Consider the following 13,305-nt stretch of genomic DNA (forward strand, 5'->3'; position numbering starts at 1 on the left):
AAATTGATGGACGTTAGCCTGCAACGAAACACGGGCATGCGACGACGCGTGAAGCCACAACATATAGCTGGATTGTCTATACGTTATTTGATATGTGTCGTGGTCGCCATCTTTATGCTGATTCCGATTCTGACGGCTTTCCTGGGAGCCTTCAAGACTACAGCTGAGTTGAGCACTACGCCATTCTCGCTGCCGGCGGTCTGGCACTGGGAGAACTTAACCTCTGTTCTGAGCCAGGGCGTCTTCTGGCAATCACTAGCGAATAGCCTGATTGTAACCATCTCGACAGTGGTCTTGCTGCTCGTTGTCGCCTGCCCGGCAGCCTTTGTTTTCTCGCGCATGCCTTTCCGGGGGCGCGAAATAATATTCAATATCCTGCTGATTGGCCTGCTGCTCCCATTCGCTATGGCTATTTTGCCGCTCTACGTCACTCTGCGCAATCTCCAACTGCTGAATACACTGTGGGCTGTGATCCTGCCGCAAGTGGCCTTTGCCCTGCCAACAACAATCCTGATCCTGCGCAACTTCTTCCAGGCCATTCCAGGTGAGTTGGAAGATGCCACGTACATTGATGGAGGAACGCATATCGATTTCTTCTGGCGCATCTTGCTGCCTCTGGCTCGCCCTTCGTTGGCCGTGATTGTTATGTTGAACGTCGTGGCAAGCTGGAATAACTTTTTCCTCCCACTCATTGTGCTCAACGACTCCAAGCTGTGGACTGTCCCGCTAGGAGTCATGCAGTTTCAGGGCGAGCATAGCACCGATTGGGCTGCGGTCATGGCCTATATCTCGCTCATGATGATTCCCGCTCTGATCTTCTATCTCTTCGCGGAACGCCATCTGATTGCTGGTTTAACAGCCGGCGCTGTGAAAGGGTAGCCATTTTGCGCACGGACTTTCCAGGGAAAAAGGCGCGATCAGTGGCCAGGCATCTTGCTTGTTGCTGCCTGGCTTCACTGAAGGGCTCTCTTGTGCAAAATGCCTCTCCCTGTTTCTCTATAAAGGAGCATCTCTAGTTCTATGTCCACGCCATCCTATCGCGATCCCCATGCCTCGCTTGAGGAGCGGGTTGAGCATTTACTCTCTCTGATGACGCTTGATGAGAAGCTGGCGCAGCTCGGCTGTCTCTGGAGCACCTCTTTTGTCCGCGCGGGCACGTTTGACCCGGAAGAGGTTGCCAGGCAAATACCGCATGGGATCGGGCAGGTGACGCGGATTGGTGCCGCTACCGGCCTGCACCCACGCGAGAGTGCTGCCTTTATGAATGCGATCCAGAAAGTCGCCCTTGAACGGACGCGCCTGGGCATCCCTGTCATTGTGCATGAAGAGGCAACGGGCGGCTTCTGCCATCGCGATGCGACAGTGTTTCCTCAAGGTCTTGGGCTGGCCGCAACCTGGAACCCCGCGCTGGTAACAGAGGTGGCCGGGGTGATCCGTGCCCAGATGCTCGCTGTGGGCGCGCGTCACGCCCTGGCGCCAGTCCTCGATGTGGCCCGCGATCCCCGCTGGGGACGCGTTGAGGAAACGTATGGCGAAGATCCCGTGTTAATCGGCGCGCTCGGTAGCGCCTATGTGCGGGGTTTGCAGAGCGACGATTTGCGTCAGGGTGTAGCAGCGACAGGCAAGCACTTCCTAGGCTATGCCATGTCAGATGGTGGGCGTAACTGGGGACCAGTACAACTCGGCCCACGCGAACTGCGCGAGGTCTACGCTGAGCCCTTCGCTGCCGTCATCCGCAATACCGGGCTTGCCACGGTGATGAATTCTTATGCCTCAGTCGATGGCCTGCCCTGCACCGGCAGCCCGGCTATTCTGACCGGCCTGCTACGCGAGGAGCTGGGCTTTGGCGGTGTGGTCGTGGCAGACTACGACGCGGTAACCCAACTGATGAACTATCATCGCGTAGCTGCAACCCGCGGGGAAGCAGGGCGCCTGGCTCTGCTGGCCGGCCTCGATATGGAACTGCCAACCCTGGACTGCTACGGAGAGCCGCTCAAAGCCGAGATTGAGGCTGGGCGGCTTGCTAGAGAAGTGGTCGATATGGCAGTGCGCCGCGTGCTGCACCTGAAATTCCAGCTTGGACTCTTTGAGCAGCCATATGTCGATGATGCCGTGGCCCACGCGATCTTCCAAACTCCTGAGCAGCGCACACTGGCGCGCCGGGCAGTTGCCGAATCAACTATTCTCCTCACCAACGATGGAGTGCTCCCGCTGGCTCCAACGATCAAACGCATCGCGGTGATTGGCCCCGGTGCGGATGATGAGCGGCTCTTGCAGGGCGATTATCACTATCCAGCGCACCAGGAAATACTCTACCAGGCGGCACAGGATGTTGAGATCGCGGGTCTCGCTACTCCGCAGACGGCGGGGAACTATGCGCCCGGCCCCTACTTCACGCCTCATGTTACGCCACTGGCCGGGTTGCGTGCCGCGCTACCCGATGTCGAAATTTCCTACGCCAGAGGCTGCGAGGTGCTGGGCAACGACACTTCAGGCTTCGAGGACGCGTTACGGATCGTGCGCGAGGCCGATATAATCGTAGCAGTGGTGGCCGGCAAGAGCGGCCTTTTGCGTCCCGTCACTGTGGGCGAAGGCAACGACTCCACCAGCCTGGACCTCACAGGTATGCAGCCCGAACTCATCAATCTCCTCGCCGGCACGGGCACACCACTGGTAGTGGCCGTACTCAGCGGGCGCGTGCATACGCTAGCCAGCGTCGCGTCCCAGGCCAACGCACTGCTCCAGCTATTCCCAGCTGGCGAAGAGGGCGGCCATGGTCTGGCCGACGTGCTCACCGGCAAAGTCAATCCCGCAGGCCGCCTGCCCGTCACCCTCCCGCGCTCGGTCGGACAGGTGCCAATCTTCGCGGGCCAGCGCGCCGGCGCGGATCGTATACCACTCTTCGGCGATTATATCGACTCGCCACCCACGCCGCTCTTTCCCTTTGGGCATGGCCTGAGCTATACCACCTTCGCGTACGGCGATTTGAGCATACATGCGACGGATATCACCGGACCAATCGCGATCTCTATTGAGGTTGAGAATACTGGCAAATTCGCTGGCGATGAGGTAGTGCAGCTTTATGGACGCGATGATGTCGCCTCAGTGGCCCGGCCTGATCGCCTGCTGCTCGGCTTCGCGCGCATCTCGCTCGCACCTGGTGAGTGCCGCCAGGTCACCTTCACCGTCCATCCTTCTCGCCTGGCCTTCTACGATCCATACATGCGCTTCGTCACCGAGCCTGGCGCGTTTACCTTTAGCGTTGGCGCCTCCTCTGCCGATATCCGAGCAGAAAGTACGCTTATCCTCGACGGCCCGCTTATCGAATATAAGCAACGCGAAGTTGTGAACACGACAGTACGTATTCTTTAGACTTTATCTCTATCAGGCGTAATAAGTTCGTATATAGATATCTGGCGCGGAAATTGACACGCTCCTGCCAAAACGCGGTGAGTCTTCCTTCACCCAGGCAGACATATTCACTCCCATCACTAAAAGCAATACGTTTGAGCAAGAGAAAAGAACTATGACACGAGAACGCCTGGAGGTGTCAGCAGACTTGACATACAACACATATTATCAAACCGGCCCGTAAAACCCCTGGCTTGAGCCATGGGGAATACAAGGGCCGTTCCTTGTGGGAGTGGCTTGGGTGGTTGGGACAACAAAGAAAAGCGAGGGCTTGACAGAAACGCGAGGCTTCTGTATACTGCTTCTTGAAATCCTGTTCTATACCTGTAACAAGATCTCAGCACCGAAGTGAGCAGAAATGCCGTGAGAGGAGGGGATACATGGAAGACGCGAGGGAGACACCAGAGCGACAGCCAGATGAGACAGCGTTGCCGGTGCGCGTCAAAGCCTCTGTCTATCGCCTGTATCCCACCCGCAAGCAAGAAGACACCCTTCTCTGGACGCTTCGGCGCTGTAAAGAGCTCTGCAATGCGAGCCTGGAAGAACGCACCGCCGCCTACAAAATGGCAGGCGTCTCGGTCTCCTATGGCATGCAATCCGAGCAATTGCCTCAGCTCAAAGAGGAGCGTCCCGAGTATCAGGAGATCTATTCCCAGGTCCAACAGGATGTATTGAGACGCCTCGATAAAGCCATGAAGGCCTTCTTTCGGCGCGTTGATGAGGGGCAGACCCCAGGCTATCCACGCTATAAATCCAACGCTCGCTATCGCTCCTTCACCTATCCGCAGAGTGGCTATGAGATCATCGGCGCCCTCACGTCCCATGACACCAAGAAGAAGAAACCTGTCGGTTGAAGCTCTCGAAGATCGGGCATCTCAAGATGGTGATGCATCGACCCATCAAAGGCTGCACCATCAAACACGATGGCGACCAATGGTATGCGGTTTTCAGCGTGGAGCAGGCCATTGGTGCAACGCCGGTGCATCCCTCCACGAAGACGGTGGGCATTGATATGGGCATTACCTCCTATGCCACGCTCTCCACAGGCGAGCAGATCGCCAATCCGCGCATCTACCGTTCCACCGAGCAGCAGATCAAGGAGGCCCATCGCAGGCTCTCTCGGCGTAAGCGGGGCAGTCATCGACGCGCCCGAGCCAAGCGTGCCTTGACGCGACTCTACCGCAAGGTGCGCCATCGTCGACAGGACTTCCTGCATAAGGCGTCGCGCCAGTTGGTCAATCAGTATGGGATGCTGGTGTTTGAAGCGTTGCAGATCCCCAATATGACGGCAAGACCCAAACTCAAACCTGCGGAAGCCCCTGCACCTCTGCAGGGGAGCAACAGTGGCACGGCAGCGGCGGTGACGCACTATCTGCCCAATGGAGCGGCAGCCAAAGGTGGCCTCAACAAGAGTATCCTGGATGCGGCCTGGGGTCGGTTCATCACACTGTGTGCCTGCAAAGCGGAAGAGGCTGGCGGCATGGTGGTGAAGGTGGCGCCCCAGCAAACGAGTCAGCTGTGCAGTGGCTGCGGGGTCCTGGTGGTAGTAAGTGCGAAGATTGATCAGGTTTTAGGGTGACGAGTGATCAATCGGCGCGAAGAGTGAGCAGCTCAACTATTGCTGTTTGGAAACATGGCTCTGGAAGCGCGTTCATCACTTTCGGCGGTGTAAATTCATGAGCAAAATTTGCTTGAATTGTGAGCAGAAGCGCCTCTCCCTCGGCCCAGTTTTTGGGTTGAAAGGAGCGAGTCTCGCCAGGTCAGACTACTACTGAAGCCTGCATATAACGGGCAAATTCGCACGCGAATTTACAAAAACGATCCAGAACAATCCGCCTCTCAAGCGGTTTCTCTTCCCATCAATGGTTGAGCTGCTCACTCTTCGCGCCGATTGATCATGCTTCGCGCCGAAACCTGCTCACTCTTGGCCCAAATTACCACCTGGTCCCCAAAGACCTCTCGGAGCGATGGCATTCCTGTCCCACGTGTGGGGCTGAGTTAGATCGCGATGAGAATGCCGCTCTCAACATCCTGCGCCGCTATGAGCTGCACGGACCCATTCGCGAACGCAAGAAACGCAAAGCCACCAGGAAGGTGGTCGGGGTGGGAAGCGCCCCACAGAGATCGGTTCCCTCCAAGGAGGGTACCGACCACTGTCGAAGCCCCCGCCTTTAGGCGTGGGGTACTTCACTGACCACTAAACGCACTTTACCCGGGTTTTAGAATAAACCTGTAGTCCCAGCGCACGACAAGAAAGCAAGCCTGTCCGAAGGCGTTAGATACCAGCGACATTGAGAATAGTCTGAGCTAGCGCGTGGGTTTTCCGCGTGCGGCAAGGTACTGATCGAATTCGGTGAGTGTACGCACCCCATGCTGTAAAACGGCATCGTAAATATCCGTACTAGCCACTTCGACCCGGTAGGCGGGAAGTTGATACCACACATCCTTGATCCGAAGAATAGTGAGACGGGTTTCTGGAGTCAGTTGTTGCTCAATAGCCTCATGAAGCGGTTCTGGGCGAACGCCCTCGGCAAGCCAGAAGGAGATGTCAAGCTTCCATTCAGCCTGTCCAGCGTGCTCATAGTACACCATAAAAAAATACCGCTCATCTAAGTCAGCGAGCTTGAAGTGATCGCTCTGATGCAAGTAGCGCACTTGCTTAACGCGTGGATGTGTCAACAGTGGATGCATGATCTCAAATGCACGCTCAATGCTCAAGCCTGAACTAGAAACTTGCAGGTCGATGTCGCGCCAGACCATCAATCCTAGAACAGTACTGCCCGTTTGTCTGACAACACCCCCTGCACTCAGCAATTCGATCAAGTTCAGTTCCTTCAGTACGCTTTGCGCTTCATCTTGCAAGAGACGCTGACGGTGCAGTAACAGTTCATCTTGCCCAGGCTGTTGTGCCTCTTGGTGTACGACGGGAGAAGTAAGCTCTTCAGTCATTCTTTTTGTCTCTTTACTTTCATTTTAAGAGATAGATTCATCTATTTATGTTGCTACAGCAAAAGAGTTTACTCAATTTTTCCACGAAAAACAAGCGGTAAATGAGGTTTTAGGGTGAGCAAGCAGTGCTCATGCTTCGCATCTCTCTTCATTCATTCATATTCTGTAAATTGACTGCGTTTGAAAGACTCACAAAGACCCCGGCTTCTTTACCAAATCGTCGGATCAGCCCACGGGTTGCGCAACGAGGTAACCTCAAGCAAAGAAGAAAGAAAAAACAGGCATTGAGGCGGAGATCAGCTGGTCTCCGCCTCAATGCGTGAATAATTGAAAAATTGCTTACAGGTCATCAGCTTCTTTCTTACAACACAACCTAAAGAAACGAAGGATACCTCCGATGTATTACCTTGACTCTAGAGAAATGGAGGGGTTTCTCTGGCACTCCAAAGAGTGTAGTCTGCTTATTTCTCGACGCTCTCACATCATTGGAGTATTCATCTTAAGATCAGAGCAGGAATGCGTCTTCATTCTCAGGGATCGAGGTATGTGAAAGGGATATGAGCGCGATATGTCTCATACAAAGCAGAAAAAACATATCACTCCTGCATCGAATGAGACGCTCCTCACTCTTCTTGAGACGCTTCCCGGTGCCTTGTTTCTTCTCGATGACGACGCGACGATTGTGTATGCCAATGCACACGCACAGGCCATGATTGGAGCCACACGAGACGATGTCTGTGGCAAGCCGTTGTGGCGTGGCGCGCCCCAACTGGTGAGTACATCGCTCTACCAGGCTGTCCAGAAAGCCAAACAGACCCGAGAATCAACCGAAGTGGAGTATATTTCTCCCGGCACCAACAGCTGGCTGCACGCCTGGCTCTCACCTACAAACGAAGGTCTCTCGATCTTTTTCCAGGAATATCTGGAACCACGGTCCCCCCAGAATGCCTTTAGCCGGAACGAACACATGTATCGAGATCTCCTGGAAAGCTTCTCTGATGGGGTCACCATCTTGACCCCTGAGGGGCTAGTTCTCGACATCAATCAGCGTCCCCTGGCCGATGCACACCTCCAGCGAGAGGAGGTGATTGGCAAACCATTTGCCGACTCCCCAGCATGGTCCCATGACCCTGCTGTCCAACAGCAATTGCGCGCAGCCATTGCGCGAGCTAGCAGGGGAGAAACCGTGCGCTTTGAGGCCAGAATCCATCCACGAAGTGACCTGTCGCTGGACATTTTGATGACGATTACCTCCCATCGTGATACCAGCCAGCAGGTCGAGTATCTCATCTGTGCAGGGCGGGATATCACCGAGCGAAAGCGCATCGAAGACGAATTGCGCACCCTGGTCGATGCCATCCCCCACTTTGTGTGGATCGCAAGACCAGATGGGCATGTCATCTACAACAACCAACGCTTGATCGATTATCTGGCGATACCCCGCGAACAGGTCGAAGGTGATAGCTGGATAGCAACTGTGCATCCTGATGACCAGCAACGTGTATGGGATGTGTGGCAGACCGCCATTCAGAGAGGCGTGCCCTATGAAGTGGAACATCGCATGCAAGACGGTATAAGCGGAGCGTATCGCTGGTTTCTTGTACGAGGCATGCCGCAGCGAAATGCAGAGGGCACGATCCTGCACTGGATTGGCACCTGTACTGATATCGATAAACAGAAACAAGCTGAACAGAGAATCAAAGCCAGCGAGGAAAACCTGCGCGTGCTGGCCGAAACGGTGCCGCAGCTCGTGTGGACCACTCGACCAGATGGCCGTCTTGACTATTGTAATCAGCGCTATTGTGAGTATACGCATGCCACTTTTGAGCAACTCCAAGGCTATGGATGGCGTCAGTTCTTGCATCCTGAGGATGTTGAACGCTCGCTGGCTCTTCGGCATCACACACTCGCAACAGGTGAACCCTTTGAGTGCGAACATCGTCTCAGAAATGGTCAGGCGGGGGAGTATCGCTGGTTCTTAGCCCGCGCCATGCCGGTGCGCGATGAAACAGGCCAGATCGTCAAGTGGTTTGGGACCAACACCGACATCGAGGAGCAGAAACGGACGGAGGAAGCCTTACGCCAGAGCCAGGAACGCATCCGCGCCCTCATCGACTCCAATATTATCGGGATTACTTCAAACGAGGGGGAGGAGGAAGTGCTGGTGGATGCCAATGACGCGTTTCTCCACATGACCGGCTATACACGAGAAGATCTCAACAGCAGAACGTTGTCCAGGATGAAGATCACTCCCCCCGAACATGCGCCTCTCTTCCAGCGCGTGCTCCAGGAGGTAGCTACCCATGGGCAGCACACGCCCATGGAAACCGAGCTAGTGTGTAAAGATGGCAGTCGTCTTCCTATATTAGCAGGTGCCGTCACCTTCCAGGACCATCCGCGCCAGATGATCGGCTTTGTGCTGGATAATTCGGCCCGCAAGGAGTTGGAGCAGCGCAAGGATGACTTTATCAGCATGGCCAGCCATGAACTGAGGAGCCCGCTCACGGCCTTGAAAATGCATACATCCTTGCTACGCAGGCAACTGGCAATGCAAGGATTCCAGACTTCTGCTCCGGCTCTTTCCAGCATGGAGACCCAGATCAACAAAGTCACCCGGCTCGTGGAAGAGTTGCTGGATGTCTCCAAAATCCAGGCAGGCAGGCTGGAGTATCGGCAGGAGACGGTGGATCTCGACGCATTGCTGCGAGAGATTGCCGACACCATGCAACAAACTCATCCCAGCCATAGCATCCTGGTGCGTGGCGCCGTGCAGGCCAACCTGATGGCGGATCGAGACCGGCTCGGACAGGTCTTCACCAACTTGATCAGCAATGCCATCAAGTATTCTCCCGGTGCAGAGACCGTCGAGATGGACCTCGAGGCCTCCCCAGAGACCGTCACGATCCGTGTGCGCGATCATGGCCTGGGTATCCCGCGAGAGCAGCGCGACAAAATCTTTGAGCGCTTCTATCGGGTCACTGGTCCCAAACAGAAAGCGATCCCGGGACTGGGAATGGGATTGTACATTGTGGCGGAGATCGTCAAGCGTCATGGGGGAACCATCACAGTGGAGAGCGCAGTCGGAAAAGGATCGATCTTTACGGTGACCCTTCCCAAGAAGAGGGATACCCTTGATTGAACAGTTTCCTGGTTTTCCATGGGTGACGTTGACCCGCTTGTATACAAGCTCAGATCGTACGAACGGGGGCGAGAGAATATCGTCCGATCTGAGCGAGTTGAACAGGGAGCGGGATCGCCATCTTTCGTTCGAGGTCTCAGCCTCATGGGTCAACCCAGTTTCACCTCCCCTTGCCCTCTTCTCACACCATCTCGTAGTATATCCACCCCTCTCGTGTAATATATCCACTCCTCTCGTGTAATATATCCACCCCTCTCGTGTAATATATCCACCCCTCTCGTGTAATATATCCACTCCTCTCGTGTAATATATCCACTCCTCTCGTTCTGTGGTAAACATACAAGCGGGTCAACGTCATTTTCCCAAGCCGCTGTATTTACCTCTCGTCCTTTTTGTACTATGGCTTCTCATCTGTTTGAACCATTTCTCGCTTTTGGGGTACTTACTTTATAAGGAGGCGAGGTGAGTTGATTTGTATTGGATTTTCCAGACATACAAGCAGGGCCATCGAGAGAGAAATGCGTCGAGAATCTCCCGAAAACCTCTTGCTGGCGCGAGTGGCAAAAAGAGATCGCGAAGCGCTGGCCGAGGTTTACGCGCGTTTCCAGCGTCCGCTGTTTAGCTATCTCTTTCACCTGCTGGAACAGAAAGAGTTAGCTGAAGATGTCCTGCAAGAGGTCATCGTGATTATCTGGCAGAAAGCGCATACCTTTCAGGGGGTCGCTCCGGCTGCACGCTGGATTTTCGGAATTGCTCATCACCAGGCTTTCAAGGCTCTGCGCCGGAATGCCAGCGCCACTTTTATCGATCTGGAGGCGGTGCTGGACCTCCCAGACGAGGAGCAGGACCCGGAGACCGACGTGCTGCGCCAAACAACATACGAAGAGATCGCCAAAGCCCTGGCCTGTTTGACCCCCGAACACCGCGAGGTACTGGAGCTGGCCTTTTTCCAAGATTTTGCAAGTAAAGAGATCGCCGCCATTGTCGGCGTTCCTCTGGGTACGGTGAAGAGTCGTTTGAGCTACGCCCGGCGCGCCTTAAAAGCAGCCCTATTACGCAATGGATGGGAGGCATAGCATTCTTTATGACGCTGCATCATGAGCATCATTTCTCTCGTTCCACCTGTCCTGTGGACCAGTTGGAATGGTTAGCGAACCGCACGCTCTCCGCAGAGGAGCAGTCAACCGTTGAGGCTCATCTGGCTGGGTGCGCCTCCTGCCAGGCAGAGGTCAGGGCTTGGACCCAACTGCGTCAGGCTATGCGAGGAGTAAGTGCGCAAACCCCTGAGCCGCGATACGATCTCTTCATGCAGATCGAGCAGCAGATCGACCTGCGGCCCTCGGTTCCACCCTGGTTCAGATTGCACCTCTTGCTCCAGGCTTGTTGGTTTGCCTTGACAGTATGTGGAGAGCATTTCTGGATGCAGGCTCGCCTGATTCGTCGCGATCTCTTTTGGATGCCCTTGTTCATAGTGCCTTTGGTCAGCTTGATGGTGTATCTGCCCCCATGGCAGCATTCTCCAGGCACGGCGGCGCTGCTAGCTGCCCTGCTTACCGCGCTTGGCATGGCCTTTCTCTATGGTCAGGAGGTCGATCCCGCTCGCGAGATGACGCTGGTCACACTGACCTCACCACGCCTGGTGCTGGGTGTGCGCTGCTGTCTGGTCTTCGGCTATGACCTGCTGCTCAACTGCGGCCTGGTGCTACCGTTCCTGGCAGTGCAGGGCATCGTCACGCCGACCTGGTTTCTGGCAAACTGGCTGGCCCCGCTCTGTTGCTTGAGCGCCATTGCCCTGCTGCTGAGCATTCTGGTGAACGCGAGCACTGCCGTGCTGGTCTGCATCGCTCTCTGGGCGCTGCGCTTGTTTAGCAGTGTGCAAGCATTCCTGCTTGGCGGTGGACAAACACTTCCGCAGACACCAGGGCTTCAACAATACGAGAATTTCTGGCACCAGGGGCCTCTGTTGGTCATGGTCGCCGCCCTGGCTCTGTTGCTGTCGTTTACTCTTCTTGAAAGAAAGGAGCATTTTGCTCGATGAAACCTACGAATCGCGCTGTCACTGTGTTCGTAATTACCGTTCTGACCGCCTTTGTGTTCATCACGCTTTTTAAGAGAAAGGAGCGTCCTGCTCAATGATAGTTATTCCTCGCGTTGCGCCCGGTGGTGCTTTTCTCGGCGCAGTTGGGCAGATCTGGGGCATCATGCAGGCCGAGATTACGATGCAGTGGCGGCGCTGGGGCCTCTGGTTGGCCTTCGCCGGCGCTACTGCCCTGCTATTACTGCTCACTGTGCAGGCTGCGACCTTTTTGTTACATCTCCCCCCAACCTCGATGTATGTTCGCGAACATTTTACATCCGTGGATCTGGACAACCTTCTGGTCTCTAATACAGTTGTTTATGGCGTGATGTTTTTTGGCCTTGTAGCGGCCCTGCTCGTGGTTGATCGCCTGAGAAGGGATCAACATTTGGGCATGGTTGAATTGCAGCGTGCTACTCCGCAGGGATCTGCGCGCTATGTTCTGGGCAAGTTTCTCGGCAACTATGTAGCTGTGCTTGTGCCAGCGTTTCTCAGTTACCTGCTCTGTGCGCTGATGACGATGCTGCTGGGCTGGTCAGCAGTGCTCCTCTCAAAGTTTCTCCTGGCTTTCCTGCTCGTCTTTGTCCCTTCCTCCCTCGCTGCTGTGAGCCTGACACTCCTGCTGACGAGCTTCCTGCCACTACGTCTTGTCCAGGTTGGTTTTTCACTGCTCTGGTTTTACTTCGAGACAGGTCTGGGGCAGTATGGGTTCGGATCCAGTATTTTTAATCCGAGCGGCATCTATATCTATCCAGTGTTCTTTCCTGTACCCCATATGCAATACGCCGATCCAAATTTTCACACCTCACAGCCACTAGCACTGCTCAATATCGTGGTGTTGCTCCTTACTGCCATCGTAGCGCTTTTTCTGATGTACGGATGGCTGGCCTTCCAACAACAGCAGAAGGAGAAAGCATAAGATGCGAACAAGCGAGAAAGCCGCGCTGCATGATCCCTTCTCATGGCAGTACACCCCTGTTTCGACGCAACGACATATGCCCTTGCGCGAAGCTGCTTTATTGGCATGCTATCACCTGCGCCTGCTCAACTGGTGGCTTTTTCTCCTTCTGTCTCTCAGCTTTCTTGGTTTTGGTGGCCTGGTCTGGCTGCAATTGCACGCTGGTGGTTCTCAAGGTCTGAGTAACGCCATCGAACTAAGCCGGTTTGTGATGGAACCTGGCGCGGGGCTACTTGCGGGAATGCTTGCCAGTTCGCTCATCGTGGGCGATCCCCTCCTGGAAGTGGTAATGGCAACGCGCGCAGGACTGTATCAGGTGGTGAACTGGCGCTCTGGGCTTGCCTTCTTCGTGCTCCTGCTCTGTTCCGCCGCTTACCTGGCCTGGTCGCTGGAGAACGGGATCAGCTACGCGAGGCAGCAAAGCCCACTCTTTCTCCTGCTGGTCTGGCTGTCCCCAGTGCTGGTCATGGGTACGTTGGGTCTGTTTGGCTCACTCGCCACACACAACGCCGCGCTTGGCATGGCTATCGCTACCATCCCTCTGGCGGGCGCTTTTTTCTTACAGGCGAAGCTACTCCCTATCCAGGCTACTCACCCGTTCATCATTCCTTATACCTACTGGGGAGAGCAAGACGCGCGAGATTGGTGGACAAACCGCCTGGCATTACTGGGTATCGCTCTGGCGCTCGCTATCTGGAACTGGTGGTTGTTGCGCCGCGAAGAGCGCTTGTTGGGCAATTTCCACTAACGATTGTCTGCGCAAGAAAGAGA

11 protein-coding genes are annotated in these 13,305 nt (G+C 55.1%); 10 read left to right on the top strand and 1 reads right to left on the bottom strand.

Annotation, left to right across the window (positions count from 1 at the left end):
* The first annotated feature begins 6 nt into the window (after window positions 1-6).
* The 5 genes from KRAC_RS18770 to KRAC_RS18785 all read left to right on the top strand — a co-directional run bounded on the left by KRAC_RS18770 (window position 7) and on the right by KRAC_RS18785 (window position 5,586).
* On the top strand, window positions 7-879 hold the full coding sequence (locus KRAC_RS18770) for a carbohydrate ABC transporter permease (RefSeq protein WP_007909688.1): 873 nt from the start codon (window positions 7-9) through the stop codon (window positions 877-879).
* 141 nt (window positions 880-1,020) lie between these two features.
* The gene (locus KRAC_RS18775; RefSeq protein ID WP_007909689.1) at window positions 1,021-3,372 is read left to right on the top strand and encodes a glycoside hydrolase family 3 N-terminal domain-containing protein; all 2,352 of its coding nucleotides are present in this window, start codon (window positions 1,021-1,023) and stop codon (window positions 3,370-3,372) included.
* A gap of 419 nt (window positions 3,373-3,791) precedes the next feature.
* Window positions 3,792-4,265, top strand: a complete 474-nt coding sequence (locus KRAC_RS76080) for an RNA-guided endonuclease InsQ/TnpB family protein (RefSeq protein WP_052568401.1) — start codon at window positions 3,792-3,794, stop codon at window positions 4,263-4,265.
* Window positions 4,262-4,990, top strand: a complete 729-nt coding sequence (locus KRAC_RS76085; RefSeq protein ID WP_052568403.1) for an RNA-guided endonuclease InsQ/TnpB family protein — start codon at window positions 4,262-4,264, stop codon at window positions 4,988-4,990. Before KRAC_RS76080 ends, KRAC_RS76085 begins: the two co-directional genes overlap by 4 nt.
* A gap of 287 nt (window positions 4,991-5,277) precedes the next feature.
* On the top strand, window positions 5,278-5,586 hold the full coding sequence (locus tag KRAC_RS18785) for a zinc ribbon domain-containing protein (RefSeq protein ID WP_040443852.1): 309 nt from the start codon (window positions 5,278-5,280) through the stop codon (window positions 5,584-5,586).
* 132 nt (window positions 5,587-5,718) lie between these two features.
* On the opposite strand, the gene KRAC_RS18790 is transcribed toward KRAC_RS18785, so the two are convergent.
* Window positions 5,719-6,360: a hypothetical protein gene (locus KRAC_RS18790; protein ID WP_007909690.1), complete on the bottom strand. Its 642-nt coding sequence runs from the start codon at window positions 6,358-6,360 to the stop codon at window positions 5,719-5,721.
* Between the two features lie 568 nt (window positions 6,361-6,928).
* Here KRAC_RS18790 and KRAC_RS18795 point away from each other — a divergent pair.
* The 5 genes from KRAC_RS18795 to KRAC_RS18815 all read left to right on the top strand — a co-directional run bounded on the left by KRAC_RS18795 (window position 6,929) and on the right by KRAC_RS18815 (window position 13,282).
* The gene (locus KRAC_RS18795; protein ID WP_007909692.1) at window positions 6,929-9,499 is read left to right on the top strand and encodes a PAS domain S-box protein; all 2,571 of its coding nucleotides are present in this window, start codon (window positions 6,929-6,931) and stop codon (window positions 9,497-9,499) included.
* A gap of 518 nt (window positions 9,500-10,017) precedes the next feature.
* A complete protein-coding gene (locus tag KRAC_RS18800) occupies window positions 10,018-10,575 on the top strand; it encodes an RNA polymerase sigma factor (protein ID WP_007909693.1) in 558 nt (185 codons plus the stop codon).
* Between the two features lie 8 nt (window positions 10,576-10,583).
* Window positions 10,584-11,537, top strand: coding sequence for an anti-sigma factor family protein (locus tag KRAC_RS18805; RefSeq protein WP_007909694.1), 954 nt, complete (start codon window positions 10,584-10,586; stop codon window positions 11,535-11,537).
* Window positions 11,538-11,631: 94 nt separating this feature from the next.
* Window positions 11,632-12,495: a hypothetical protein gene (locus KRAC_RS18810; protein WP_007909696.1), complete on the top strand. Its 864-nt coding sequence runs from the start codon at window positions 11,632-11,634 to the stop codon at window positions 12,493-12,495.
* A gap of 1 nt (window position 12,496) precedes the next feature.
* Window positions 12,497-13,282, top strand: a complete 786-nt coding sequence (locus tag KRAC_RS18815; protein ID WP_007909697.1) for a hypothetical protein — start codon at window positions 12,497-12,499, stop codon at window positions 13,280-13,282.
* Window positions 13,283-13,305 lie beyond the last annotated feature (23 nt).

Origin of the sequence: Ktedonobacter racemifer DSM 44963 (assembly GCF_000178855.1) — a bacterium.
In the GTDB taxonomy this organism is placed as follows: Bacteria; Chloroflexota; Ktedonobacteria; order Ktedonobacterales; family Ktedonobacteraceae; genus Ktedonobacter; species Ktedonobacter racemifer.

Coding starts and splice junctions, on each gene's coding strand:
- KRAC_RS18770 (WP_007909688.1), top strand. CDS start 7: ATGGACGTTAGCCTGCAACGAAACACGGGCATGCGACGACGCGTGAAG.
- KRAC_RS18775 (WP_007909689.1), top strand. CDS start 1,021: ATGTCCACGCCATCCTATCGCGATCCCCATGCCTCGCTTGAGGAGCGG.
- KRAC_RS76080 (WP_052568401.1), top strand. CDS start 3,792: ATGGAAGACGCGAGGGAGACACCAGAGCGACAGCCAGATGAGACAGCG.
- KRAC_RS18790 (WP_007909690.1), bottom strand. CDS start 6,360: ATGACTGAAGAGCTTACTTCTCCCGTCGTACACCAAGAGGCACAACAG.
- KRAC_RS18795 (WP_007909692.1), top strand. CDS start 6,929: ATGTCTCATACAAAGCAGAAAAAACATATCACTCCTGCATCGAATGAG.
- KRAC_RS18800 (WP_007909693.1), top strand. CDS start 10,018: ATGCGTCGAGAATCTCCCGAAAACCTCTTGCTGGCGCGAGTGGCAAAA.
- KRAC_RS18805 (WP_007909694.1), top strand. CDS start 10,584: ATGACGCTGCATCATGAGCATCATTTCTCTCGTTCCACCTGTCCTGTG.
- KRAC_RS18810 (WP_007909696.1), top strand. CDS start 11,632: ATGATAGTTATTCCTCGCGTTGCGCCCGGTGGTGCTTTTCTCGGCGCA.
- KRAC_RS18815 (WP_007909697.1), top strand. CDS start 12,497: ATGCGAACAAGCGAGAAAGCCGCGCTGCATGATCCCTTCTCATGGCAG.